The organism is Halomonas sp. 328 (genome assembly GCF_015645095.1).
GTDB lineage: Bacteria > Pseudomonadota > Gammaproteobacteria > Pseudomonadales > Halomonadaceae > Bisbaumannia.
The window spans coordinates 66,798-89,319 of the sequence record NZ_JADOTW010000004.1 but is presented as its reverse complement, the minus strand read 5'-3'; the positions used below and the strand labels follow the sequence as shown (position 1 = coordinate 89,319).

Annotated in this window: 26 protein-coding genes and 1 tRNA gene; 10 read left to right on the top strand and 17 right to left on the bottom strand. The window is 67.5% G+C overall.

Features of this window, described 5'->3' with window-relative positions:
- The first annotated feature begins 17 nt into the window (after positions 1–17).
- From fdh3B to IHD13_RS02850, 5 genes are all read left to right on the top strand, one after another.
- Positions 18–632, top strand: coding sequence for a formate dehydrogenase FDH3 subunit beta (fdh3B, locus tag IHD13_RS02870; RefSeq protein WP_195859532.1), 615 nt, complete (start codon positions 18–20; stop codon positions 630–632).
- An 11-nt stretch (positions 633–643) separates the two neighbouring features.
- A complete protein-coding gene (locus IHD13_RS02865; protein WP_195859531.1) occupies positions 644–1,696 on the top strand; it encodes a formate dehydrogenase subunit gamma in 1,053 nt (350 codons plus the stop codon).
- 101 nt (positions 1,697–1,797) lie between these two features.
- Positions 1,798–2,118 carry a DUF1244 domain-containing protein gene (locus tag IHD13_RS02860; RefSeq protein WP_195859530.1) on the top strand — a complete coding sequence of 107 codons (321 nt, stop codon included), beginning with the start codon at positions 1,798–1,800 and terminating at the stop codon, positions 2,116–2,118.
- Positions 2,115–2,645, top strand: a complete 531-nt coding sequence (moaB, locus tag IHD13_RS02855) for a molybdenum cofactor biosynthesis protein B (protein WP_195859529.1) — start codon at positions 2,115–2,117, stop codon at positions 2,643–2,645. The genes IHD13_RS02860 and moaB overlap by 4 nt, the downstream gene beginning before the upstream one ends.
- A gap of 74 nt (positions 2,646–2,719) precedes the next feature.
- A complete protein-coding gene (locus IHD13_RS02850) occupies positions 2,720–3,931 on the top strand; it encodes a molybdopterin molybdotransferase MoeA (RefSeq protein WP_195859528.1) in 1,212 nt (403 codons plus the stop codon).
- Between the two features lie 10 nt (positions 3,932–3,941).
- Here the strand turns inward: IHD13_RS02850 and IHD13_RS02845 are convergent, their stop codons facing one another.
- From IHD13_RS02845 to IHD13_RS02815, 7 genes are all read right to left on the bottom strand, one after another.
- Entirely contained in the window at positions 3,942–4,505 is a 564-nt protein-coding gene (locus IHD13_RS02845; protein ID WP_195859527.1) for an acyl carrier protein phosphodiesterase, read from the bottom strand.
- Positions 4,506–4,511: 6 nt separating this feature from the next.
- Positions 4,512–4,865: a TusE/DsrC/DsvC family sulfur relay protein gene (locus IHD13_RS02840; RefSeq protein WP_195859526.1), complete on the bottom strand. Its 354-nt coding sequence runs from the start codon at positions 4,863–4,865 to the stop codon at positions 4,512–4,514.
- A complete protein-coding gene (gene tusB, locus IHD13_RS02835; RefSeq protein ID WP_195859525.1) occupies positions 4,865–5,155 on the bottom strand; it encodes a sulfurtransferase complex subunit TusB in 291 nt (96 codons plus the stop codon). Before tusB ends, IHD13_RS02840 begins: the two co-directional genes overlap by 1 nt.
- Positions 5,156–5,173: 18 nt before the next feature.
- On the bottom strand, positions 5,174–5,554 hold the full coding sequence (locus IHD13_RS02830; RefSeq protein WP_195859524.1) for a DsrE family protein: 381 nt from the start codon (positions 5,552–5,554) through the stop codon (positions 5,174–5,176).
- A gap of 9 nt (positions 5,555–5,563) precedes the next feature.
- Positions 5,564–5,956 (bottom strand): sulfurtransferase complex subunit TusD, encoded by a 393-nt coding sequence (gene tusD, locus IHD13_RS02825; protein WP_195859523.1) that lies wholly within the window; start codon positions 5,954–5,956, stop codon positions 5,564–5,566.
- Positions 5,957–6,028: 72 nt separating this feature from the next.
- Positions 6,029–6,697 (bottom strand): Bax inhibitor-1/YccA family protein, encoded by a 669-nt coding sequence (locus IHD13_RS02820; RefSeq protein WP_195859522.1) that lies wholly within the window; start codon positions 6,695–6,697, stop codon positions 6,029–6,031.
- Positions 6,698–6,821: 124 nt separating this feature from the next.
- Entirely contained in the window at positions 6,822–7,235 is a 414-nt protein-coding gene (locus tag IHD13_RS02815; protein WP_195859521.1) for an NUDIX hydrolase, read from the bottom strand.
- Between the two features lie 113 nt (positions 7,236–7,348).
- Here IHD13_RS02815 and IHD13_RS02810 point away from each other — a divergent pair.
- Positions 7,349–7,438: transfer RNA gene (locus IHD13_RS02810), tRNA-Ser, on the top strand.
- Between the two features lie 121 nt (positions 7,439–7,559).
- Here IHD13_RS02810 and IHD13_RS02805 read toward each other — a convergent pair.
- On the bottom strand, positions 7,560–9,269 hold the full coding sequence (locus tag IHD13_RS02805; protein ID WP_195859520.1) for a potassium/proton antiporter: 1,710 nt from the start codon (positions 9,267–9,269) through the stop codon (positions 7,560–7,562).
- A gap of 144 nt (positions 9,270–9,413) precedes the next feature.
- On the opposite strand from IHD13_RS02805, the gene IHD13_RS02800 reads away from it, so the two are divergent.
- Complete coding sequence (locus IHD13_RS02800) at positions 9,414–10,502, top strand: ABC transporter substrate-binding protein (RefSeq protein WP_195859519.1); 1,089 nt, start codon at positions 9,414–9,416, stop codon at positions 10,500–10,502.
- Between the two features lie 17 nt (positions 10,503–10,519).
- On the opposite strand, the gene IHD13_RS02795 is transcribed toward IHD13_RS02800, so the two are convergent.
- From IHD13_RS02795 to IHD13_RS02785, 3 genes are all read right to left on the bottom strand, one after another.
- Complete coding sequence (locus IHD13_RS02795; RefSeq protein ID WP_195859518.1) at positions 10,520–11,308, bottom strand: alpha/beta fold hydrolase; 789 nt, start codon at positions 11,306–11,308, stop codon at positions 10,520–10,522.
- A gap of 63 nt (positions 11,309–11,371) precedes the next feature.
- Positions 11,372–12,052 carry a 7-cyano-7-deazaguanine/7-aminomethyl-7-deazaguanine transporter gene (locus tag IHD13_RS02790; protein ID WP_195859517.1) on the bottom strand — a complete coding sequence of 227 codons (681 nt, stop codon included), beginning with the start codon at positions 12,050–12,052 and terminating at the stop codon, positions 11,372–11,374.
- Positions 12,053–12,248: 196 nt separating this feature from the next.
- Positions 12,249–13,700 carry an alanine/glycine:cation symporter family protein gene (locus tag IHD13_RS02785; RefSeq protein WP_195859516.1) on the bottom strand — a complete coding sequence of 484 codons (1,452 nt, stop codon included), beginning with the start codon at positions 13,698–13,700 and terminating at the stop codon, positions 12,249–12,251.
- Between the two features lie 210 nt (positions 13,701–13,910).
- On the opposite strand from IHD13_RS02785, the gene IHD13_RS02780 reads away from it, so the two are divergent.
- Positions 13,911–15,485, top strand: coding sequence for a Na+/H+ antiporter NhaC family protein (locus IHD13_RS02780; RefSeq protein ID WP_195859515.1), 1,575 nt, complete (start codon positions 13,911–13,913; stop codon positions 15,483–15,485).
- 73 nt (positions 15,486–15,558) lie between these two features.
- Here the strand turns inward: IHD13_RS02780 and IHD13_RS02775 are convergent, their stop codons facing one another.
- The gene (locus IHD13_RS02775; protein ID WP_195859514.1) at positions 15,559–17,472 is read right to left on the bottom strand and encodes a propionyl-CoA synthetase; all 1,914 of its coding nucleotides are present in this window, start codon (positions 17,470–17,472) and stop codon (positions 15,559–15,561) included.
- A gap of 377 nt (positions 17,473–17,849) precedes the next feature.
- On the opposite strand from IHD13_RS02775, the gene IHD13_RS02770 reads away from it, so the two are divergent.
- A complete protein-coding gene (locus IHD13_RS02770; RefSeq protein ID WP_195859513.1) occupies positions 17,850–18,167 on the top strand; it encodes an ArsR/SmtB family transcription factor in 318 nt (105 codons plus the stop codon).
- Positions 18,168–18,177: 10 nt separating this feature from the next.
- Here IHD13_RS02770 and sohB read toward each other — a convergent pair whose 3' ends face one another.
- Positions 18,178–19,206 (bottom strand): protease SohB, encoded by a 1,029-nt coding sequence (sohB, locus tag IHD13_RS02765; RefSeq protein WP_195859512.1) that lies wholly within the window; start codon positions 19,204–19,206, stop codon positions 18,178–18,180.
- Between the two features lie 142 nt (positions 19,207–19,348).
- Between sohB and IHD13_RS02760 the strand changes: the two genes are divergently transcribed.
- Positions 19,349–19,660, top strand: coding sequence for an SCP2 sterol-binding domain-containing protein (locus IHD13_RS02760; RefSeq protein WP_195859511.1), 312 nt, complete (start codon positions 19,349–19,351; stop codon positions 19,658–19,660).
- Between the two features lie 87 nt (positions 19,661–19,747).
- Here the strand turns inward: IHD13_RS02760 and nudC are convergent, their stop codons facing one another.
- From nudC to IHD13_RS02740, 4 genes are read right to left on the bottom strand one after another with little or no spacing between them, the layout of a single operon-like run.
- Positions 19,748–20,518 (bottom strand): NAD(+) diphosphatase, encoded by a 771-nt coding sequence (gene nudC / locus IHD13_RS02755; protein WP_195859510.1) that lies wholly within the window; start codon positions 20,516–20,518, stop codon positions 19,748–19,750.
- A complete protein-coding gene (gene dnaQ / locus IHD13_RS02750; RefSeq protein ID WP_195859509.1) occupies positions 20,505–21,260 on the bottom strand; it encodes a DNA polymerase III subunit epsilon in 756 nt (251 codons plus the stop codon). The genes nudC and dnaQ overlap by 14 nt, the downstream gene beginning before the upstream one ends.
- A gap of 2 nt (positions 21,261–21,262) precedes the next feature.
- Complete coding sequence (gene rnhA / locus IHD13_RS02745) at positions 21,263–21,736, bottom strand: ribonuclease HI (protein WP_195859508.1); 474 nt, start codon at positions 21,734–21,736, stop codon at positions 21,263–21,265.
- Positions 21,729–22,349 carry a class I SAM-dependent methyltransferase gene (locus IHD13_RS02740; protein WP_230086103.1) on the bottom strand — a complete coding sequence of 207 codons (621 nt, stop codon included), beginning with the start codon at positions 22,347–22,349 and terminating at the stop codon, positions 21,729–21,731. The genes rnhA and IHD13_RS02740 overlap by 8 nt, the downstream gene beginning before the upstream one ends.
- Positions 22,350–22,522: the final 173 nt, after the last annotated feature.

Here is a 22,522-nt window from a genome sequence, read left to right as displayed (position 1 = left end):
CGTGACAGGAGATTCCCATGGCTCAGATGAAATTCATGTGCGACGCGGAACGCTGCATCGAGTGCAACGGCTGCGTCACCGCCTGCAAGAACGCCAACGAGACCGAGTGGGGCATCCAGCGGCGCCGCGTGGTCACCCTGGATGACGGCCTCCCCGAGGAGGTCTCGATCTCGGTGGCCTGCATGCACTGCGACGATGCCCCCTGCATGGCGGTCTGCCCCACCGACTGCTTCTATCGCACCGAGGACGGCATCGTCCTCCACGACAAGGACCTGTGCATCGGCTGCGGCTACTGCCTCTATGCCTGCCCCTTCGGCGCTCCCCAATTCCCCCAACAGGGCGCCTTCGGCGAGCGCGGCAAGATGGACAAGTGCACCTTCTGTGCGGGTGGACCCGCCGACTCCCCGGAGGAGGAGTACGCCAAGTACGGCGCCAACCGTATCAGTGAGGGCAAGCTGCCGCTGTGCGCCGAGATGTGTTCCACCAAGGCGCTGCTCGCCGGCGACGCCCAGACGGTGGCGGATATCTTCCGCCAGCGGGTGGTGCGCCGCGGACACGCCGACGGCGCCTGGTCGGACAACCCCCGGGCCAGCGTCGATGACCTGGCCTATGACGCCACCCGCCAAGGGTAAGGAGGCCCGTGATGCGCATTGCCAATCCCGGCCGGCTCTGCGGGTGGCTCGCCGCCACCCTGGCGCTGGTCCTCGGCCTGCTGCTGGCCCCCGCGGCCCTGGCCCAGGCGACCGCAGACCGGGAAACTGCCACCGCTGTGGTGGGGGTGACCCCCGACACCTGGCGACAGGTCCGTAGCGGCGAGGTGGACGCCAACTTCCGCGACAGCCGCGCCGACTCCACCTACAACCTGGTCAATGCCAGCGGCGAACGCTGGCGCCACTGGCGCAACCGCTGGGTCTCCCCCTTCGGGCTGATCGCCATCGGCGGCATGCTCCTGATGATCGCGATCTTCTATCTGCTGGTGGGTCGCAAGACCCTGGATGAGCCCCGCACCGGGCGACTGCTGCTGCGCTGGTCGGTGCTGACCCGGGCCCTGCACTGGAGCGTGGCCAGCCTCTTTATCCTCCTCGCCCTCTCCGGGCTCAATCTGCTCTACGGCAAGTTCGTCTTCCGGCCGCTGTTCGGCGACAGCGTCTGGGGCGCCATGATCAGCGCCTCCAAGGTGGCCCACAACTACCTGGGGCCACTGTTCGGGGTGCTGCTGGTGGTGCTGCTGATCAGGCTGCTGCGCCATAACCTGCCCAGCCGCCGGGACCTGGAGTGGTTCAAGAAGGGCGGCGGCCTGATCGGCAAGGGCCATGTGGAGGCGGGCTTCGCCAACGCCGGCGAGAAGGTCTGGTACTGGTTGCTGGCCACCGCTGGGGTGGCGGTGATCATCAGTGGCTTCGTCCTCGATTTCCCCAACTTCGGCCAGAGCCGCGACACCATGCAGTGGGCCAACCTGATCCACGCCCTGGGCGCCCTGGGGCTGACCGCCGTGGCCCTCGGGCATATCTATATCGGCACCCTGGGCACCGAGGGCTCCTTCGAGGGCATGAAGAGCGGCTACGTGGACGAGAGCTGGGCCAAGGAGCACCACAGCCTCTGGTACGAGGCGGTCAAGGAGAGCGCCGAGACACCGCCGGCACCCGCCCAGGCCACTCCCCCGGAGGATGGCACCCTGCCCCAGCGACCGACCTGATGACCACCGAGCCACGCCCCATCGAAGTGACGCAAAAGAGACCGCCCGCCGGCGGTCTCTTTTGGTATGCTGGAGTGAAAATTCTTCGAGGAGACAAGCCCATGCAACACCTGGACGAAGCCACCCGCACCGAGCTGGAGGCCGCCGCCTTCCGTCATCTGCTCAAGCACCTGGACCAGCACAAGGAGGTCCAGAACATCGACCTGATGATCCTCGCCGACTTCTGTCGCAACTGCCTCTCCAAGTGGCTGGTGGCCGCCGCCGAGGAGCACGGCGCCGAGCTCGACTACGAGGCCGCCCGGGAATACGTCTACGGCATGCCCTACGGCGAATGGAAGGAGAAGCACCAGGCCCCGGCCACCCCCGAGCAGTTGGCCGCCCTGGAGGCCCGCCAGCAGGCCAAGCAGGAGCGCCAGGGATGAGCCAGGATCGCGACGCCTTCGTGCCCCTGCGTATCGCCGTGCTGACCGTCTCGGACACCCGCACCGAGGCCGATGACCGCAGCGGCGACGCCCTGGTCGAGCGCCTCGGCGGCGCCGGCCACCAGCTGGTGGAGAAGCGCATCATCGCCGACGATGTCTACCGCATTCGTGCCCAGGTGGCCGCCTGGATCGCCGATCCCGAGGTCCAGGTGGTGCTGACCACCGGTGGCACCGGCTTTACCGGCCGCGACTCCACCCCGGAGGCGGTGGGCGTGCTGCTCGACAAGCGCATCGAGGGCTTCGGCGAACTGTTCCGCCAGCTCTCCTACCAGGAGGTGGGCAGCTCCACCATCCAGAGTCGCTGCCTGGGGGGCCTGGCCAACGCCACCGTGGTGTTCTGCCTGCCCGGCTCCACCGGCGCCTGTCGCACCGCCTGGGACGGTATCCTCGCCGAACAGCTGGATAGCCGGCATAAGCCGTGTAATTACGCTAATTTGGTGATTCCGGAGCGAGGCACCCATGGCTGAGTTTATCCCCGGCCGACACAAGCCCTGCCACTCTCTATCGCAGGCCAACCTCGTGATCCCCGAGCGAGGCACCCATGGCTGAGCTGGCGCCGATCGAAGCGGCGCTGACGGCGCTGCTGGAGGGCGTCGTGCCGCTGGAAAGCGAGACGATCCCCGCCGACTCAGCCACGGGGCGGGTGCTGGCCGAGCCGGTGCCGGCGCGCCAGGACGTCCCCGGTTTCGACAACAGCGCCATGGATGGCTATGCCCTGCGCCTGGCGGATGCCGGTCGATGCCTGCCGATCAGCCAGCGCATCGCCGCGGGCCAGCCGGCCGAGCCCCTGGCGCCGGGGAGCTGCGCGCGGATCTTTACCGGCGGCGAAGTACCCGGAGGCGCCGACTGCGTGGTGATGCAGGAGCGAGTCGAAGTGACCGAGTCCGGCATCCGCTTCCCGGCCGAACTCACCGCCGGCGACAATATCCGCCGTCGGGGTCGCGATGTCACTGCCGGCAGCGAGCTGCTCCCCGCCGGGTTGCGCCTGGAGGCGGCGGCCCTGGGTCACCTGGCCGGCCAGGGCATCACCGACGTGAAGGTGCGCCGTCGGCCACGGGTCGCCCTGATCAATACCGGCGACGAGGTGGTCGAACCCGGCCACCCCCTGGCCCCGGGACAGCTCTACAATTCCAATCGCCCCATGCTGGCGCGCCTGATCGAGGGCTTCGGTGGCCAACTGGTCTGCCTGGCCAAGGCCCCGGACGACTTCGCAGCCACTCGACGGCTGCTGCAGGAGGCGGCCGGCGAGGCGGACCTGGTGATTACCACCGGCGGCGTCAGCGTCGGCGAGGAGGATCACGTCAAGCCGGCGGTGGAATCCCTGGGGCGACTCGATCTATGGCGATTGGCACTGCGTCCCGGCAAGCCGCTGGCCCTGGGGCGCCTGCCGCGGCCTAATGGCGGCGAGGCCCGCTTCGTGGGCCTGCCCGGCAACCCGGTCTCCGGCTATGTAGGCGCCTGGCTCTTCCTGCGCCCGCTGCTCGGCGCCCTGCTGGCCTGCCCCGCCCTCGAACGCCTCACCAGCGTCTGGGCACGGGCCGATTTCGCCACCCGCACCCAGGCCCGCCGCCATTATCTGCGCGTGGCCCTGCGCTTCACCCCCGAGGGGCCGGTGGCCGAGGCCTTCGCCGACCAGAACTCCGGGGTGCTCTCCTCCTGCGTGACGGCCAATGCCCTGGCCGTGGTGCCGGCCCATAGCGAGGTCACGCCGGGGGATCGCCTCGAGTGCCTATGGCTGCTGGAAGATAGTTAGGGAGAGATCCTCAGGGGCGGCCCAGCTCCCGCTCAAGGCGCGGCCAGAGGCGATAGAAGGCCGCCTCCAGGTGGGGGTACTCCGCCTCGAGCCAGGGCGCCAGCTCGGCCAGCCGGTTGCCCGGCGGCAGGCGCCGGCCCAGGCCGGCCAGGGCGCGCTGGGTAAAGGCGAAATCGGCATAACCATTGAGCCAGTCCTGGTCGACCAGCAGCGGCATCATCGTCGCCAGCCGCGCCGGCGCCGGCCGCGCCTCGAGCAGCCCATAGCAGCGCGCCACCAGGGCCCGGTGGGCGGCCTCGCCCTGACCGTCCCGGGCCAGGAAGTGATCCCACATCAGGTCGAGGGCGATGCCGCTATAACGCCGCAGCCCCTCCGGGCTCCGGCGCCGTAGCGCCAGCAGCTCCGGGTCGCCATCGATACGCGCATCCACCCGGCGATGGTGGCGAATCCCCGCCCCCACGGCCTGCGGCCAGGCCGTGAGGTCACGCCCCTTGACCCCATCGGCGATCAGGTTGCCGAAGAGGAAGTCATCGCTGCCACGATGACCCAGCCAGGCATGGCCGAGGAAGTTCATGGTCGCTTAGAGGCAGTTGGCGGGCTTGGGCAGCCCGGCCAGACGCGCCGCCACCTTGGGCGGGCTCTCCGGGAAGAGGCGCATCAGATAAAGGGAGTTGCCCTTGTCACCGCCCAGGGCCTGGGCCACTGCCTTGACCAGGGGACGCATGGCCGGCGAGGTCTCGAAGCGTGCATGGAAGTCGCGCAGCACCTCGATCACCTCCCAGTGGGCCTTGGTCAATTCGCGCCCCTCCTCGGCGGCCAGGGCCTCGGCCACCGCCGGCGACCAGTCCGTCAGCTCCACCAGGTAGCCTTCCGGGTCGAGACCGACCCTGTTGCCGCCCACCTCGAGGTAGCGAGTGATTTCCGTCGTTGCCATCAGAACCAGCTCACCGACTTGTCGGCCTCCTCGGTCAGGGTCACGAAACCCTCCACATCCACCACCAGCACGCTGTCGTCGCACTGGCCTTCCAGCCCCCGGGCGGCGAGGTCCTCGCGCAGCACGAAAAGCCGCCCGGCGATCTCCTCGAAATGGCGCACCAATTGCGGCAAGGCCCCCTGAACCCCCTCCTCGATCAGCAGCAATCGGTCATCGGGGCCCATGGCCATCATCGCCTGGCGGTAGACCCGGCTATCCAGGGGTGAGCGGTTGAGAATATGCAGTATCATCGAGAGTCCCTCACCGGCTCAGAAATTCAGTACCAGGGGATGGCGCGCCATCAGCGCCGCCACCGCCGTCGGTGCGATTCGCTCGGCCGGCACCGCCAGTCGCTCGGGGGCGAGCCCCAGAGCATCCAGGTCCTCATCCACCGCCAGCAGGGACTCCACCTCATAGAGCGGCAGCATCTCCAGCATCGGCAGGGTGCCCTTCTGCTCCAGCGGTCCACGCTGCTGGTTCGCCGCCAGGGCCGCGACTCCGGGCCCCATAAAGAGCAGCGAGACCCGCTGGCCCAGCGCCGCCGCCACCAGGGCCGCTTCCAGCCCCTCGCGTAACCACAGGCTACCATGGGGCCCGTGGCGCAACACCACCAGCAGATCCCCCTCGGGAAGCGTCGATTCGTGACTCATGCGGCCTCCTCAGGGAGCGAAGGTGATCAGGCGGTCGTGACTCAGGCCCGCATCGACCAGTTGGCCGAGCCCGGTCAGCTCGAAGGGCGCCTCGAGGCTGGCTCCCGCCTTGCCATGTCGCGCCGCCTCCCGCTCGTCCAGGAGGCCGCGGCGCAGGCCGGCGGCGATACACACCTGAAGCCGGGTGCCATGCTCGGCGTGCAGCCGGCGCCAGGCATCGCCCAGGTGGGGTTCGTCCTGGGGCGGGGCCAGCAGCCGGGCCGCATTGTAGACCCCATCATGATAGAAGAAGACGGTCTCCAGGAGATGCCCACGGCGGACCAACGCCTCGGCGAAGCGCAGGGCGGAATGGGCGGCCTGATGGCTGTAGGGCCCCCCCTGCACCAGCAAAGCATAACGCATACCTATACCTCGTCTAGAAACGCCTTGGCCCCGCCGATGGCGGGGCCAAGGTCAGGCTCGCTCCCCGTTCGATCAGTCGTTGCTCATGATCCCCAGCAGGGAGAGCAGGCTGACGAAGAGGTTGTAGATGGAGACGTAGAGGGTGATGGTGGCGAGGATGTAATTGGTCTCGCCGGCGCGGTGCACGATCTCGCTGGTCTGGTAGAGGATCGCCGCCGAGGCGAAGAGCACGAAGCCGGCGGAGACCATCAGCATCAGCGACGGCACCTGGAAGACCAGTCCGGCCACCATGGCCAGGATCAGCACGATGGCACCCGCCATCAGGAAGTTGCCGAGGAAGCTGAAATCCTTCTTGGAGACCAGCGCCACCGCGGAGAGTCCCACGAAGGTCAGGCCGGTCATGGCCAGGGCATTCATCACCAGGGCCGCGCCATTGGGCAGCGCCAGGTAGGCGTTGAGGATCGGCCCCAGGGTGAAGCCCATGAAGCCGGTGAAGGCGAAGGTGGCCAACAGCCCCATGGCCGAATTGGCGGTCTTGTGGACCAGGAACATCAGGCCATAGGCCCCGATAAAGAAGACGAAGATATTCATCCGCTCCACGCCCATGGCCATGGCGGCCCCGGCGGTGACGGCGGAGAACAGCAGCGTCATGGCCAGCAGGCCATAGGTATTGCGCAGGACCTTGTTGGTGCCGACCGCATGAGTCTGCGTCTGAGCGACCCGTGAATCTTGATAGGCCATCGATCATTGCTCCCTAGGTTGTTGATCTTGCCTGTGGCCCAAGAATGCCGTCTCCCCGGCCGCGACGCAATACCTTGGGCTAAGGGCTTGTTTCAACGACACTCTTGGCAACCGCCTCGATCCACTATTCGACCGGGGTGTTCAGCGAGCGTTCCACCAGCCCCCGAACGCCCGGCACCACCGCCTCACCGAGGGCCTCGAGGTCGGCTGGCGAGACCCAGGCCAGCGCCCGGGCATCATCAGCGGCCACCCCCTCCCCCCGTTGCCAACGACAGGCCTGGGTGATCAGCACATAGTGGTGCCCTGGCTCCCGAATTTCGCTGATATCCGCCACCCCCAGGGCCTCGGCTTCCACGCCCGTCTCTTCGCGAAGCTCCCGCAGGGCACCCTCGGCCAGGCCTTCTCCCAAGTGTAGCCTGCCACCGGGCAGGGCCCAGCGCCCCGCATTGGGCTCGCGACCTCGCTGCACCAACAGGCAGCGACCGTCACGAATCACCAGGGCCGACACGCCCACCCGCACCTCTGACTCATCACTCATCCTCCCCTCCTGGATGCCGTCTCCGGCATGCCCCCGGGACGGTGGGTAACGACTTGATCGCAAAAGCTTCTTGACGCGAGAAAACGGGCTGGTAATATACACCGCCGTGAGCCGGAGGGATGGCAGAGCGGTTGAATGCACCGGTCTTGAAAACCGGCGTAGGTGAGAGCCTACCCAGGGTTCGAATCCCTGTCCCTCCGCCACTCCTATTCTAGAATCAGGCGCCTACGGGCGCCTTTTTCGTTTCCCCAACATCCCCATCCACACCTTCAGAGCCGCCCTCGCCCCGACATCGATCCGGACAAGGGTCGCCCGCCGTCCCGCTTACTGATACAAGCGCAACCCCACCTTGGTGATCTTGTTGCCTTCCATCTCGCTGACCACCCAGTGGATGCCGTGCCAGCCCACGTCGTCCCCCACCACCGGGTGCCCGCCCACCCGCAGGGAGACGAACTCGCCCAGGGTCATGCCCTCCTCCCCCGGACTCAGCGTCAGGCCATAGGCCGCTGCCACGTCCTGCATCAGGGCATCGCCATCCAGGGTGAAGGTACCGAAGAAGGCCTGCTGACGCCTGAGCCTGGCCTCGCCGTTGAAGAGCCGATTGAGGGCCGGCAGGTCCTCGCTGCGGCCGATCACGCAGAGCACATCGCCGATCTTGAGCCGGGTGCTGCCCTTGGGATGCAGCATCGCATGCTCGCGGAAGAGCGCCGAGATCACCGCCCCGGAGGGGAAGCGCAGCAGGCGGACGGGGACGTCATCCAGGTCCTGGTTCTCGACCCGATAGACGAACATCTCGTAGTCGTTCTCCGGCAAGATCCCCAGGGGACCACGGCGGTTCGGGGTCACCCCGAGCGGCACCTCCACCTTCATCCAGCGCGCCATGTAGGAAAGGCTGCCGCCCTGGATCAGCAGCGACATCAGCACCACCGCGAAGGCCACATTGAAGTAGAGGGAAGCGTTCTCCACCCCGCCGATCACCGGGAAGATCGCCAGCACGATGGGCACGGCGCCGCGCAACCCGACCCAGGAGATAAAGCCCACCTCCCGCCAGCGAAACTTGAAGAAGGGCTTGATGGCCACCAGCACCGCCAGGGGACGGGCCACGAAGATCAGGGCCAGGGCCACCAACAGCGCCGGCAAGGCGTAGTGCAGCATCTCGCTGGGGGTCACCAGCAGGCCCAGCACCAGGAAGAGGCCGATCTGACTGAGCCAGGCCAGGCCGTCATGCACCGGCAGGATAAAGTTGAGATGCCGCCCCGGCTGGTTACCGATCATCAGGCCGGTCAGATAGATGGCCAGGAAGCCACTGCCTCCCAAGGAGGCGGTCAATCCGAAGACCAGGAAGCCCAACGCCAGGGCCAGCAGGGAGTAGAGCCCCGGCGCTAGATCGAGCCAGCGCAGCAGCCGCGCACTCAACCAGCCGATGCCGATGCCGATCACCAGCCCCAGGCCGAACTGCGTGACCAGAAACCACAGGGTATCCACGACGCCACCGATCTCCCCCACCAGGAGCTCGACCAGCATCAGGGTCAGGAAAATCGCCATGGGGTCGTTGGTGCCGGACTCGATCTCCAGGGTGGCACCGACCCGTTCATTGAGGTTGACGCCACGCCCGCTGAGCATGGAGAAGACCGCCGCGGCGTCGGTGGAGCCGACGATGGCCCCCACCAGCAGCCCCTGTACCAGGGAGAGCTCGAAGACCCACATGGCGATCAATCCCACCACCAGGCTGGTGACGAAGACCCCCAGGGTGGCCAGCGACAGCGCCGGCTTGAAGCCGACGCGGAAGGTCTTGAGCCGGGTCCGCAGGCCGCCATCGAGGAGGATCATGGCCAGCGCCAGGTGGCCGATCAGAAAGGCCAGATCGTAGTCGTCGAACTGGATGCCCAGCACCCCCTCCTCGCCGGCCAGCATGCCCAGGCCGAGGAAGATCAGCAGCAGCGGCAACCCCACCAGCGAGGAGAGCCTGCTGGCCAGGATGCTCAGGGCCAGCAGCAGGCCGCTGAGCAAAAACAAGCTGTTGATGCCGTCCATAGGAGTCGCCGTTCTCGCTGAAATATTAGGATTATGCCATACCAGCGCCATGCGGGGACTTGAGCCTAGGCCTTCGACAGCCCGGGATACTCAAGGATACACTCTTGCCTGCTTCGGCCCCATGGCCGCCCGCTTGGAGCCCCCATGTCACTGACTCCGCCACCGATTCGCCGTATCGCCATCCTGGCGCTCGCACTCTGTCTAGCCTGGCACACGCCCTCGATGGCCGAGCCGGTCATCGACGAGGCCGCCATCGAGGCGGCCCGGCAACTCACCGAGGACACCCTGGAGCCGCAGCCTGCCGCCCCCAGCCGCACCGATCGTGCCCCGGAGCCCATCGCGCCGCCCCCGTTGCGGGAGCTCAAGGTGATGCTGGAGTGGTACCTGGGCCTGCAGCACGCCCCCTGGATCCTTGCCCGGGAGCGCGGCGACTTCGAACGCCAGGCCCTGAGGGTGGAGCTAATCCCCCCCGCCGACCCCGAGCTGCCCACCAAGCTGCTGATGACCGAGCGCATTGACCTGGCCCTGGGGCGCCAGCCCCAGCTGCATCTGGAGAGCGCCGCGGGTCACCCCCTGGTCAGGGTCGCCACCCTGATCGACAGTCCCGTCAGCGGCCTGATCATGCGTCAGGACAACGGCATCGACTCGCCGCTCGGGCTCGCCGAGGGGCGTCTCGCCTATGCGGTGGCGGACAGCGCCCTGGTGGCCCGCACCATGCTGGCCCATCACGGCATCGCACTGCACGACGAACGGCTGGAACATCGCCATTTCGGCCTGGGCCAGGCGCTACTCGCCGGAGACGTGGCAGCCGTGGTGGCGCCCCTGTGGATCACCCTGGAGGCCCAGTTGGCCGAGGAAGGGCTCAATACGCAGCAGTTTCTTGCCGAGGAGCATGGTCTGCCCGCCTTCGATGGCCTGATCCTGATGGCGCATCAAGAGCGCCTCGCTGCCCTGCGCGACGATATCCTGCGACTGGTGACGGCCCTGGAGAGCGCCACCCTCTGGGCGTTCAATCACCCGGAAGAGGCCTGGGCCTTGCTGGTCGCCAGCGAACCGAGCCTCGACAGCACCGCCAACCGCCGCGCCTGGCCGAGCCTGCTGGCACGCCTGGCACCAAGCCCCGCCGCCCTGAACGAAGGACGCTATGCCCGCTTCGAGCGTTTCCTGGTAGCGACGGGTCAACTGGAGTCGGCGCGGGCCCCGCACCAGTTGGCCATCGACCCCGCTCAGTAGGAGCGGGCCGGGCGAAATCAGTCCCCGGCGCCATCCACCCGGGCGGCGAAGGTGGCCACCGCCTCCTGGAAGGCCTCCGGCTGCTCGGCGTGGAGCCAGTGGCCCGCTTCAAGGGTCGCCAGTTGCGCCTCGGGGAGCACCTCGCGCAGGGCCGGCAGCATGGCATCCGTGACATAGTTGGAGCGGCTGCCGCGAATCACCAGGGTCGGGCCCTGGAAAGGTGCCTCACCCTCCGGCTCGCCACGAATCGCCTCGTAATCGGCTTCGATCTCGTCGAGCCCGACCCGCCAGGCCATGGCGCCTTCGCCCCGCACCAGGTTGGTGGCCAGGAAGAGGCGCACTGCCCGCTCCGGCACATGCTCGGCCATGATGGCATCCACCTCGCGGCGATTCTCCGGCGCCGCAGCCTCTACCGCCCGCAGGGCGGCGAAGATGGCGTCGTGGCCGTGCCCATACGCCACCGGGGCGATATCGGCCACCACCAGGGAGGCAACCCGCTCGGGATGCCGCCTGGCCAGGGTAATGGCCACCTTACCGCCCATGGAGTGACCCAGCAGATGGCAGCGCTCGATGCCCAACCGATCCAGGGTCGCCAGCACATCGGCGGCCATCTCGCCGTAGCGCATGCCGTCGGCATGGGGCGAGCGGCCGTGATTGCGCAGGTCCACCGCCACCACCCGGCGCCCCTGCTGCCAGCTCTTCAGGTGGGAGCGCCAGTTGTCGGCGCTGCCCAGTAGCCCATGAATCACCACCAGGGGCAGGCCATCGCCCTCCCCACCATCCAGGGTATGCAGCTCGATTGCCATCCTTATCTCCTTATCATTGATCGGGGAGGCCGCGCCGGGATACGGCACCGGCAACCATCGGGATCAGCCCCGCAGCGGCACCGGCTCGGGACTCTCCTGGCGTCCCGTCCAGGCGACCAGGCGCCGGCTCAGCCAAGCCAATAGCACGCCGTAGAGGGGCAGGAAGAACAGCAGGCTGATGCCCAGCTTGATCACGTAATCCACCGCGGCAATCTCCGGCCAGTGGGCCGCCATAAAGGCATCCGGGCTGGCATGGAAGGCCGTGGCGAAGAACACCAGGGTATCGGCCAGGTTACCGAACACCGTGGAGACGGCCGGGGCCAGCCACCAGGCACGCACGCGGCGCAGGCGATCGAAGACCTGGATATCCAGCCACTGCCCCAGCACATAGGCCAGGAAGCTGGCCAGGGCGATCCGCGCCACGAAGGTGTTCCACTCTCCCAGGGCCCCGAGGCCGGCGTAGCTGCCCCGGGGGAAGATCACCGAGACGGCATAGGAGATCACCAGGGCTGGCAGCATCACCCGCAGGATGATCGCCCGAGCCTGGCGCTTGCCAAAGAGCCGGACCGTGAGGTCGGTGGCCAGGAAGATAAAGGGAAAGCTGAAGGCCCCCCAGGTGGTATGCCAGCCGAACAGGGTGAAGGGCAACTGCACCAGGTAGTTGCTGGCGGCGATCACGGCGATATGGAAGGCGACCAGCAGGATCAGGCAGCGGCGCGCCTGGGAGGGGGTCAAGTCGAACATCGGAACCTTTTTGTCACGAGAGAGGGGTAAGGGAACCCTCGGGAAAACACGGCGACCGCCCGGGAGGCCCGGGCGGTCAGGTCGGGCGCCAGTATACGCCCTGAAGCGGCCGGCGTCAGCGGTGACGGCCCGGCCAGGCCTCGGCGTCCACCTTGCCCGCCAGCTTGGGAAAACGCGATGGGGCGCAGGGCTTGTGTCAGCGGCGACGGGCCGGCCAGGCTTCAGTGTCCACCTTGCCCGCCAGCTTGGGAAAACGCGATGGGTCGAAGACCGGGTCTTCACCGGCGCGGCGCTGGCGGTCGTAATCGCGGAACAGCGCGAAGGCCAGCGGCGACAACGCCAGGATCGCCACCAGGTTGATCAGCGCCATCATCCCCATGGAGAGATCGGCGAAGTTCCAGATCGCGCCCAGGCTCGCCACCGAGCCCACCATCACCATGGCCAACACCGCCAGGCGGTAGAGCAGCAGCGCCGGGCGGGCCCGCCGGGGGCCGGCGATATACTCGATATTGGACTCGCCATAGGCGTAGTTGGCAATCACCGAGGTAAAGGCGAAGAGCAGGATCGCCAGGGCGATAAAGACGCTGCCCCACTCCCCCACCTGGGCGGAGAGCGCCACCTGGGTGAGCTGGATGCCGTTGGGGGCATCACCTTCGCCCAGGGGGCCGGCGAGGATGATGATCGCCGCGGTGGCGGTACAGATCACCAGGGTATCGAGGAAGACCCCCAGCATCTGGATAAAGCCCTGAGCCGCCGGGTGATTGGGCTGGGTGGTGGCGGTGGCGGCGGCATTGGGCGCCGAGCCCATGCCCGCCTCGTTGGAGAAGAGGCCGCGCTGGATGCCGTTGATCAGCGCCTGGGCCATGGCATAGCCCAGCGCCCCACCGGCGGCCTGCTCCAGGCCGAAGGCGCTGGCCAGGATGGTGCGGATCACCCCGGGCAGTTCGCTCAGGTTCATGGCCACCACCCCCAGGGCCAGCACCAGGTAGAGCAGCGCCATCACCGGCACCACCATGCCCGCCACCCGGGCGATGGTGCGCATGCCACCGAAGATGATCGGCGTCACCACCACCACCAGGGCCAGGCCCACCGCCCAGCCGGGCACATCGAAGGCCTGCTCCATGGCCTGGGCGATGGAGTTAGCCTGGACGCTGTTGAAGGCCAGGCCGAAGGCGATGATCAGGCAGACCGCGAAGAGGATCGCCAGCCAGCGCTGGCCGAGCCCCTTCTCGATGTAGTAGGCAGGGCCGCCCCGATAGGTGGCATCACCGTGGCTCACCTTGTAGGCCTGGGCCAGGGTCGACTCCACGAAGCTGGTGGCCATGCCCACCAGGGCGGTCATCCACATCCAGAACACCGCCCCGGGACCGCCGAAGTAGATGGCGATGGCCACCCCGGCCAGGTTACCGGTCCCCACCCGGGCCGCCAGGCTGGTGGAGAGTGCCTGGAAGGAGGAGATACCGGCCCCTCCTTCCCGGGAGCGCTTGAGCAGCGCGAACATGTGCCCGAAATAGCGCAGCTGAATGGCGCCGGTCATCACCGTGAAGAAGAGGCCGGCGCCCAGCAGCAGATAGATGAGCAGGCTACCCCAGATCAAGCCGTTGCCGGCATTGACCAGGTCCTGAAACCCGTCGAGAAGCGAATGCATGGAAAGGCGTCCTGTCGAAAAATGAAGGACGCCATTCTTCATAACCAGCCAACAATGGCAAGACCTTGGCATTATTCGGTGTTTTTCTTAAAAGAATTCCATAATTGGGACATCTGACAGGATTTTTCACCAGACTTGCCTTGGCGTGACTTTTTCGGGGTGCCGGCGTGGGGCATAATGCGCGGCCAAATTCACCCAGCCGAGGCCCTCATGACCGCCGCCGATTCCGCCCTGTCACTCCTGCCGCCCCTGGTTGCCATCGGCCTGGCCATCCTGACTCGGCGCGTCCTGCTCTCCCTGGGGCTGGGGATCCTGGTGGGGGCCCTGCTGCTCAATGCCGGCAGTCCCCTGGCGACGCTGGGCGACCTGGCGTCGCGCCTGCTGGCACTGTTCTGGGCCCTGCCCGACGCGGGGGAGCGCGGCCTGGGCAGCCCGGAGGCCTGGAACCTGTCGATCCTCGGCTTCCTGCTGCTGCTGGGCGCCATGGTCGCGCTGGTGACCCTGAGCGGCGGCACCCGCGCCTTCGGCGAATGGGCCCGGCAGCGCATCGCCACCCGCCGCGATGCCCAGTTGATGACGGTCGTCCTGGGGGCGGTGATCTTTATCGACGACTACTTCAACAGCCTGGCGGTGGGTAATGTCAGCCGCCCGGTCACCGACCGCCAGGGGGTCTCCCGGGCCAAGCTGGCCTACCTGATCGACTCAACGGCGGCGCCGGTCTGTGTGCTGATGCCGCTCTCCAGTTGGGGGGCCTACCTGATCAGCCTGATCGGCGGCATCCTCGCCGCCCACGCCATTACCGGCACCAGCGCGCTCGGCGCCTTCATCCAGGTGTCGATGCTCAACTTCTACGCCATCGCCGCCCTGCTGCTGGTGCTGGCCACCGCCACCCTCGACCTCAATCTCGGCGCCATGCGTCGCCATGAGGCCAATGCCCGCGAGGGCCGGGTCTACGACAGCCGCCGCGGCACGCCTCCGGGCAATCCGACGGTGGATGAACACGAGGGCGGCCGCCCCCGGGACCTGCTGGTGCCCATCGGCGTGCTGGTCACGGCCACCCTGGCCGCCCTGCTGATGACCGGTGCCCGCAACCTGGCCGCCGAGGGCCTGCCCTTCACCCTGCTGGGCGCCTTCGAGCAGACCGAGGTGGCGCTGTCGCTGCTGGTCGGCGGCCTGCTGGGCCTGGCCACCACCCTGGCCCTGCTCTGGCCACGCCCGGCGGTGCGCGCCAACCTGCCGCGCACCCTGTGGCTGGGCCTCGGTACCATGTGGCCGGCCATCCAGATCCTGGTGCTCGCCTGGCTGCTCACCGGCATCATCGGCGAGCTGGGCACCGGCGCCTACCTGGCCGGCCTGGTGGAAGGCGTCCTGGCGCCCCACTGGCTACCGATCCTGCTGTTCCTGCTGGGCGGCATCATGGCCTTCGCCACCGGTACCAGTTGGGGCACCTTCGGCATCCTGCTGCCGATCGCCGGCGACCTGGCAGCGGCCACCGAGCTAGCCATGCTGCTGCCGATGCTCGGCGCGGTCCTGGCCGGGGCGGTGTTCGGCGACCACTGCTCGCCGATCTCCGATACCACCATCCTCTCCTCCACCGGTGCGGCCTGCCACCATATCGATCACGTCATCACCCAGCTGCCCTATGCGGGTCTGGGCGCCCTGGCCAGCCTGGCCGGCTACCTGGCGGTCGGCCTGACCGGCAGCGCCCTCTGGGGGCTGATCGCCTGCCTGGCCCTGCTGGGGCTGGCCATTGCCCTGCTGGCCCTGCGCCGCCGCCCGGCCTGACCCGACGCCCAGACACGCCAAGCCCCGGGCCGGCACTCGCCGGCCCGGGGCCAGGTTATCTCACCTTGTCGTATTAATCCGCCGGCCGCGCCTGGCTCGATTGGCCCAGGTCCCGCGCCCTCATCTGCTCATGCACCTCCTGCAGGCTCGCCGGATCATCGATGGTGGAGGGGATGCCATACGCCTCGCCATCGGCGATGGTCCTCAACAGCTTACGCAGGATCTTCCCGGAGCGGGTCTTGGGCAGCCGCGGCACCACCAGCACCTCCTTGAGGCAGGCGATGGCCCCGATGGTCTGGCGCACCCGCGCCACCAGCTCCGCCTCGAGGGCCGCCTCGTCGCCGTCGAAACCATCCTTGGTAATCACCAGGCCCACCGGCAGCTGCCCCTTGAGGGCATCCTGGATACCGATTACCGCACACTCGGCCACCGCCGGATGGCTGCCCAGCACCTCCTCCATCTCGCCGGTGGAGAGGCGGTGCCCCGCCACATTGATGACGTCGTCGGTGCGCCCCATGATGAAGAGGTAGCCTTCCTCGTCGAAATAGCCGCCGTCGCCGGTGAGATAACAGCCCGGGAAGGCCGCCATATAGGCGGCGTGGAAGCGCTGGGGATCGCGCCAGATGCCGCTCAGGCAACCCGGCGGCAGCGGCTGGCGGATCACCACGCTGCCCTGGGTGTTGGCCGGGGCCACCTCGCCGTCGCGATCGAGGATCTGGACATTGAAGCCCGGCACCGGGAAGGTCGCGGAGCCCGCCTTGGTGGGCACCGCCTCGAGGCCCAGGGGGTTGGCGGCGATCGGCCAGCCGGTCTCGGTCTGCCACCAGTGGTCGATCACCGGCACCGGCACCAAGTCGTCGAGCCAGTGGAAGGTGGGCGGGTCGAGGCGCTCCCCGGCCAGGAAGAGGGCGCGCAACCCGGAAATATCGTGGCGCTCCAGCAGCCGCCCCTCCGGGTCCTCCTTCTTGATGGCACGGAAGGCGGTGGGCGCGGTGAAGAAGACCTTGACGTCGTACTCCTCGATCAGCCGCCAGAAGGCCCCCGCGTCCGGGGTGCGCACCGGCTTGCCCTCGTAGACCAGGGTGGTACAGCCGCTCAGTAGCGGCGCATAGACGATATAGGAGTGGCCCACCACCCAGCCCACGTCGGAGGCGGAGAAGAACACCTCGCCGGGCTGCATCCCGTAGATCGCCTCCATGGAGTAGTGCAGGGCCACCGCATGGCCGCCGTGATCCCGCACCACCCCCTTGGGCTTGCCGGTGGTGCCGGAGGTATAGAGGATATAGAGCGGATCGGTGGCCTTGACCGGCACACACTCCGCCGGCTCTGCCTCGGCCATCAGTGCCTGCCAGTCATGGTCCCGCTCATGCAGCGCCGCCCTGGCCTGATCGCGCTGCAGCACCACGCAGGCCTCCGGCCGGTGCCGGCTCAGGCTCAGCGCCTCGTCGAGGATCGGCTTGTAGGCGATGACGCGATCCACCTCGATCCCGCAGGAGGCTGCCACCACCACCTTGGGCTCGGCATCGTCGATACGCACCGCCAGCTCGTGGGGAGCGAAGCCACCGAACACCACCGAGTGCACCGCCCCGAGGCGAGCGCAGGCGTACATGGCCACCAGGGCCTCCGGCACCATGGGCATATAGATCACCACCCGATCGCCCTTGGTGACACCGAGCCCGGCCAGGGCACCGGCGAAGCGGGCCACCTCGTCGCGCATCTCGCGATAGCTCAGGCGGCGCTTCTGGCCGGTGACCGGCGAATCCCACAGCACCGCCGGCTGATCGCCCCGCCCCTGAGCCACCTGATGATCCAGGGCGGCATGGCAGGTATTCATCTCGCCATCGCCAAACCAGCGAGCATGGCCCTGATCGTCGTACTCGAGAATCGTCGCGGGCGGCGTAAACCAGGGAAGGCGCTTGGCCTGCTCGGCCCAGAAGGCCTCGGGCTGCTCGATGGCATGACGGTAGCTGGAAGCGTAGTGACTCATGGCAAGTCTCATCACAAAAGGAGGAGTGAGAAGCGGCGATTGGCATCGCGGCGAATTGTTGACACTTTAGCCAATCTCACGCGATTTTCTCTGAGACCATCGGATAATCATGCCATCATTGTCTACAACGACGACCCGCGCCTATCGAGGCGTCACACTCATTGACTCAACGTTAACTTATTGGTGACAAAGCGCTGGCGAGTTCCTCGCTGATCCACTAAATCAGTATTGAGGGATAACTAAATGAGAAACTGACAAGGAATCGCAGGAAGCAGGCCGCGCCGCCAGCTCGATTCGCCCGCGTGCACAGGGCAAAGGCTGCGCGGACCCAACATCATCGGGCGCCCACGGCGCCCAGGAGTCTTCCGGAGACCGCCATGAGCACATCCCAACCCGCCGCCCGGCTGCTGGCCGCCGGCGACCCCACCCTGGAGGCCGCCACGGCGCTGCTCAAGGCCATGGCCAACGAAAATCGCCTGCGCATCCTCTGCCTGCTGGATGGGGTGGAACTCTCGGTGTCGGAACTCAATGCCAAGCTGAGCCTGAGTCAATCGGCCCTCTCCCAGCACCTGGCCATCCTGCGCCGGGAAGGCATGGTTACCACCCGACGCGCCTCCCAGACCATCTACTATTCGTTGCAGGGAGAGCAGGCCAGGCGCATCGTCGCGACCCTGGCCGAGCTCTATCTGGAATAAGGCATAACGCCTAGCGTTTTAGCCAACGGCTGGCATCGAGGGCCTCCAGGGTGCGCTCGATCCCTCGCTCCACGCCCCGGGAGACGGCCATCCCCAGGCGATCACCCAGGCGCTTGTGCTCCTCCAGGCGTACGCTGAAGACCCGTGCGGTCTCCTGGCGACGCAGCAGATAGGCTTCGCTGGTCCCCAGCTCATCGATCAGCCCCTGCTTCAAGGCATCCCGCCCATACCAGATCTCGCCGGTGGCCACCGCCTCGATATCCAGCGCCGGTCGACGCTCGGCGACGAACCCCTTGAACAGCTCATGGGTATGCTCCAGGTCCTCGAGAAACTTTTCTCGGCCCTCCTCGCTATTCTCGCCGAGCACCGTCAGGGTGCGCTTGTAGCGCCCGGCAGTGAGCACCTCCACGTCCACGTCATGGCGCTTGAGCAGACGATGCACATTGGGCACCTGGGCCACCACGCCGATGGACCCCAGCACCGCGAAGGGCGCCGCCTGAATCTGTGTCGCACAACAGGCCATCAGGTAACCGCCGCTGGCCGCCACCTTGTCGACGCAGACCCGGGTGGTCAGCCCCGCCTCCCGCAGACGGTCAATCTGGGCCGCCGCCAGGCCATAGGCGTGCACCAGGCCACCGGCACTCTCCAGGCGGATCACCACCTCATCCTCGGGCTCGGCCACGTCCAGGAGCGCCGAGATTTCCTCGGCGAAGCGCGGGGTGCGGGAGGCCTTGAGGTCGCCATGAAAGTCGAGCACCCAGCAACGCTGCCGGGGCGCCTCCTGCGCCTTGCGCTGATGCTTGTCGTCCCGGCGGAAGCGCTTGAGCAAGCCCTTGCGTTCCCCCGGAGCACTGGACGCCAGCTGCAGCAGGCGCCGCCGCCGCCGGCCGCGGTCGTTGAGCGCCTCGATCCGCAGCCGGGTACGCTCCGTCCCGCCCTCCCGCAGTCGCGACAACAGGGCGATCGCGATGACCACCACCAGACCCAACAGGGCCACCTGTACCGCGAAGGTACCCAGCTCACTCAACCACTCGATCACCTGACTCTCCTTGCTTGCTCCCGAGCCCCCTGACGGAGGGACTCCCCTGCTTGGCGGATGGCATTGCCGATTGCGCTTGATTCAAACAAATGTTTTAAATATGCTCGATTCGCTACTCTCCACGACCCTGACAGGATTTCCCATGAGCAACCCCCTTATCGACAAGCTGCAGTCCCGTTTCGATGCCAGCGCCGCCCAGGGCATGGACGACGTCTTCCAGTTCAACTTCAGCGACACCGACAACTACTACCTGGCGGTCAAGGATGGCGCCCTCGATATCCAGCAAGGGGAGCATGACGACCCCTCCGTCACCCTGAGCCTCTCCACCGACACCCTCAAGGGGGTGATGAGCGGCGAGATCAACGGTATGACCGCCTTTATGACCGGTAAGCTCAAGGCGACGGGCAATGTGATGCTGGCCACCCGCCTGACCAGCCTCTTTCCCAAGGGCTGAACCCCAAGACCCGCCCCCACCGTCCCTCCGAGGGGGCGCGCCTGACCGGCCCCCTCGAATGTCGAAGGCGCCTGCGGCGTATCCGACCTACCGCCCGCCCACCGCCTTGAGATGGGTCTCGATCAGCGCCCGAGAAATCGAGTAGAGGGGCGGCAGCTGCGGCAGGTGCCGCGGCGTGAACCAGGCCGCATCGACGATCTCCTCCCCATCGATGCGGATCCGTCGGCTGGCCGCCTCGGCGAAGAACGCCAGCATCAGGGCATGGGGGAAGGGCCAGGCCTGGCTCTTGAAGTAGTCGACCCGCCCCACGGCAAGCCCCACCTCCTCGAAGATCTCTCGGCGCACTGCCTCCTCCGCCGACTCCCCCGCCTCGATAAAGCCCGCCAGGGTCGAGTAGCGTCCCGGCGGAAAGCGTGGGCTGCGCGCCAACAACAGTTCGTCGCCATGGGTCACCAGGGTGATGATGCACGGCGAGATGCGCGGATAGTTGCGATGCCCACAGCCTGGGCAGGCCATGGCAAACTCGTGCTCCAGGGGCTGGGCCACGTGGCCACAGCGCCCGCAGTAGCGATGATCCCGGTACCAGTGCCCCACCTGCAGGGCAGTGGAGAGCAGGCCGAAATGGGATTCCGGCAGGCGCGCCAGCCAGCCGCGACCATCCGGCCAGGCATCCTCCGCGTCGCCCTCCAGCACCAGGGCCACCGGTTCCTCCCGCCAGTAGCCGAGTGGAATGGCGTCCTCCGGCCAGGGAGCCGGCGACTGCAGGATGCCCTCGTCGTCTCCGGGGGCGATCCGCCCCCGGGCCAGGCGCACCAGGTGCCCCTCGCTTACGCCCTGGGGGCGATCACGACGAAACATCGCCGCCCTCCAGACGATCCCAGACGCACTCCCCGGCGGTCTGGCGAATCGCCGCCAGCTTGGCCTGGTGGGCGGCCAGCTCCGCCTCGCTAGGCGGCACCACCGACAGCCGTGGCCGCTGAGCCGAGAGACGCCGGATGCCTCCCGTGCTTCCCGCCTGGGCACTCTCCCCGTCCTCCTCGCCACTGGCGTCGAGGATCAGGGCGGTCTGGCCCCCGGTCATGGCCAGATAGACCTCGGCGAGGATCTCCGCGTCCAGCAGGGCGCCGTGAAGGACCCGGCGACCGTTGTCGATCTCGTAACGCTTGCACAGGGCATCCAGGTTATTGCGCTGCCCCGGGTGCTTCTCCCGAGCCATCAAGAGGGTATCGAGGATGCCGCAATGCTCGGCCACCGGCCCCAGGCGCGGCTCGCCCCGCTGCTGATTGAGCCGGCCAAACTCGTGGTCGATAAAGCCCACGTCGAAGGCGGCGTTATGGATCACCAACTCGGCGCCGCGAATGAACTCCCAGAAGGCATCGGCCACCTCGGCGAAACGCGGCTCATTGGCGACCCGCTCGTTGGTGATGCCGTGGACCTCGATGGCCTCCGCCTCGATCTCCCGTTCCGGGTTGATGTACTGGTGGTAGGTGCGCCCGGTGAAGCGGCGGTTGATCATCTCCACGCAGCCGATCTCGATCAGCCGGTGGCCTTCCTTGGGATCGATGCCGGTGGTCTCGGTATCCAATACGATCTGGCGCATGCTCAGTCTCCCTGGTGGACGGCCTGGGCCGCATCGATGGCTTCGTTGGCCAGGCTATCGGCCTGCTCGTTACCGGGGTGGCCGCTATGGCCCTTGACCCAGTGCCAGGCCACCTCGTGGCGCTCGCTCTCGGCCAGCAGCGCGCGCCACAGCTCGGCATTCTTCACCGGCTGCTTGGCGGCGGTCTTCCAGCCGCGCTTGCGCCAGCCATGGATCCACTCGGTGATCCCCTTGCGCAGGTACTGGGAGTCGGTCCACAGCTCGACCCGGCAGGGACGCTTGAGTTCACGCAGGGCCATGATGGCGGCCATCAGCTCCATGCGGTTATTGGTGGTCTCGGCCTCGAAGCCGTTGAGGGTCTTCTCGTGGGGACCGCTCTTGAGCACGGCACCCCAGCCACCGGGGCCCGGGTTGCCGCGGCAGGCGCCGTCGGTATAGATGGTGACGGCGGGATGCGCCTGGGGGGAATCAGTCAACCTCGATCTTCCTGTCGCTGCGGGTTTGACGGGTCAGCCGGGTAGCCGAGCCCAGGGAGTGGCCACCCAGGGCCGCATCCAGGCTGAAGCGTGGGCGCTGCACCTGGGCCGGCATGGCGCGTCGCCTGGCACGGATCATGAAGCTGTCGCCCAAGGGCACATTATGCCGACGCCCCAGGGCCTCCAGGCCACCGTTACGGGGGGCGGCCCCCGGCAGATGAAAGCCGCAATAGTCTATCCGTTCGGTCTCGAAGTCGACAAATGTCAGCCAATCCCTGAGGCGCCCCGGGCCCCGCCAGGCGCCATCCCAGGGTCGGCGCTGGCGACGCCGGGACCATAACCGGGTCAGCCCCGCCGGGCCCAGGGGCAACCAGCCGATCAGTACCAGGCGCCCCCCATCGGCGGTCACCCGGGCCGCCTCCTGAAGCAGGTGGTGAGGGTCCGCCACCACCTCCAGCAGGTGGTGGATGACCACCAGCTGCAGGCAGCCATCCGGCAGCGGCAGGCGATCCGGCTGGCACACCAGGGTCGCGGGCCCCTCGGCCAGCTCCCGGGTCGGCGCCCAGCGCATGGCGTGGCGCACCGGGCACATATCGATGAGCGAGGGGGCCATGCTCAATTCCAGGCTATGGGTCCCATGCAGCGCATCGCAGACCGGTCCGAGGCAGGCCCGCTCGGCCCGCCACAGGGCGGCGCCGGGCTTCGAGGCCCAGAAACGGCGCCCTTCGCGCACCCGTTCCGGCAATGAGATCGTCTTATGCGAATTTGACACGGCGCGGCGAAGCC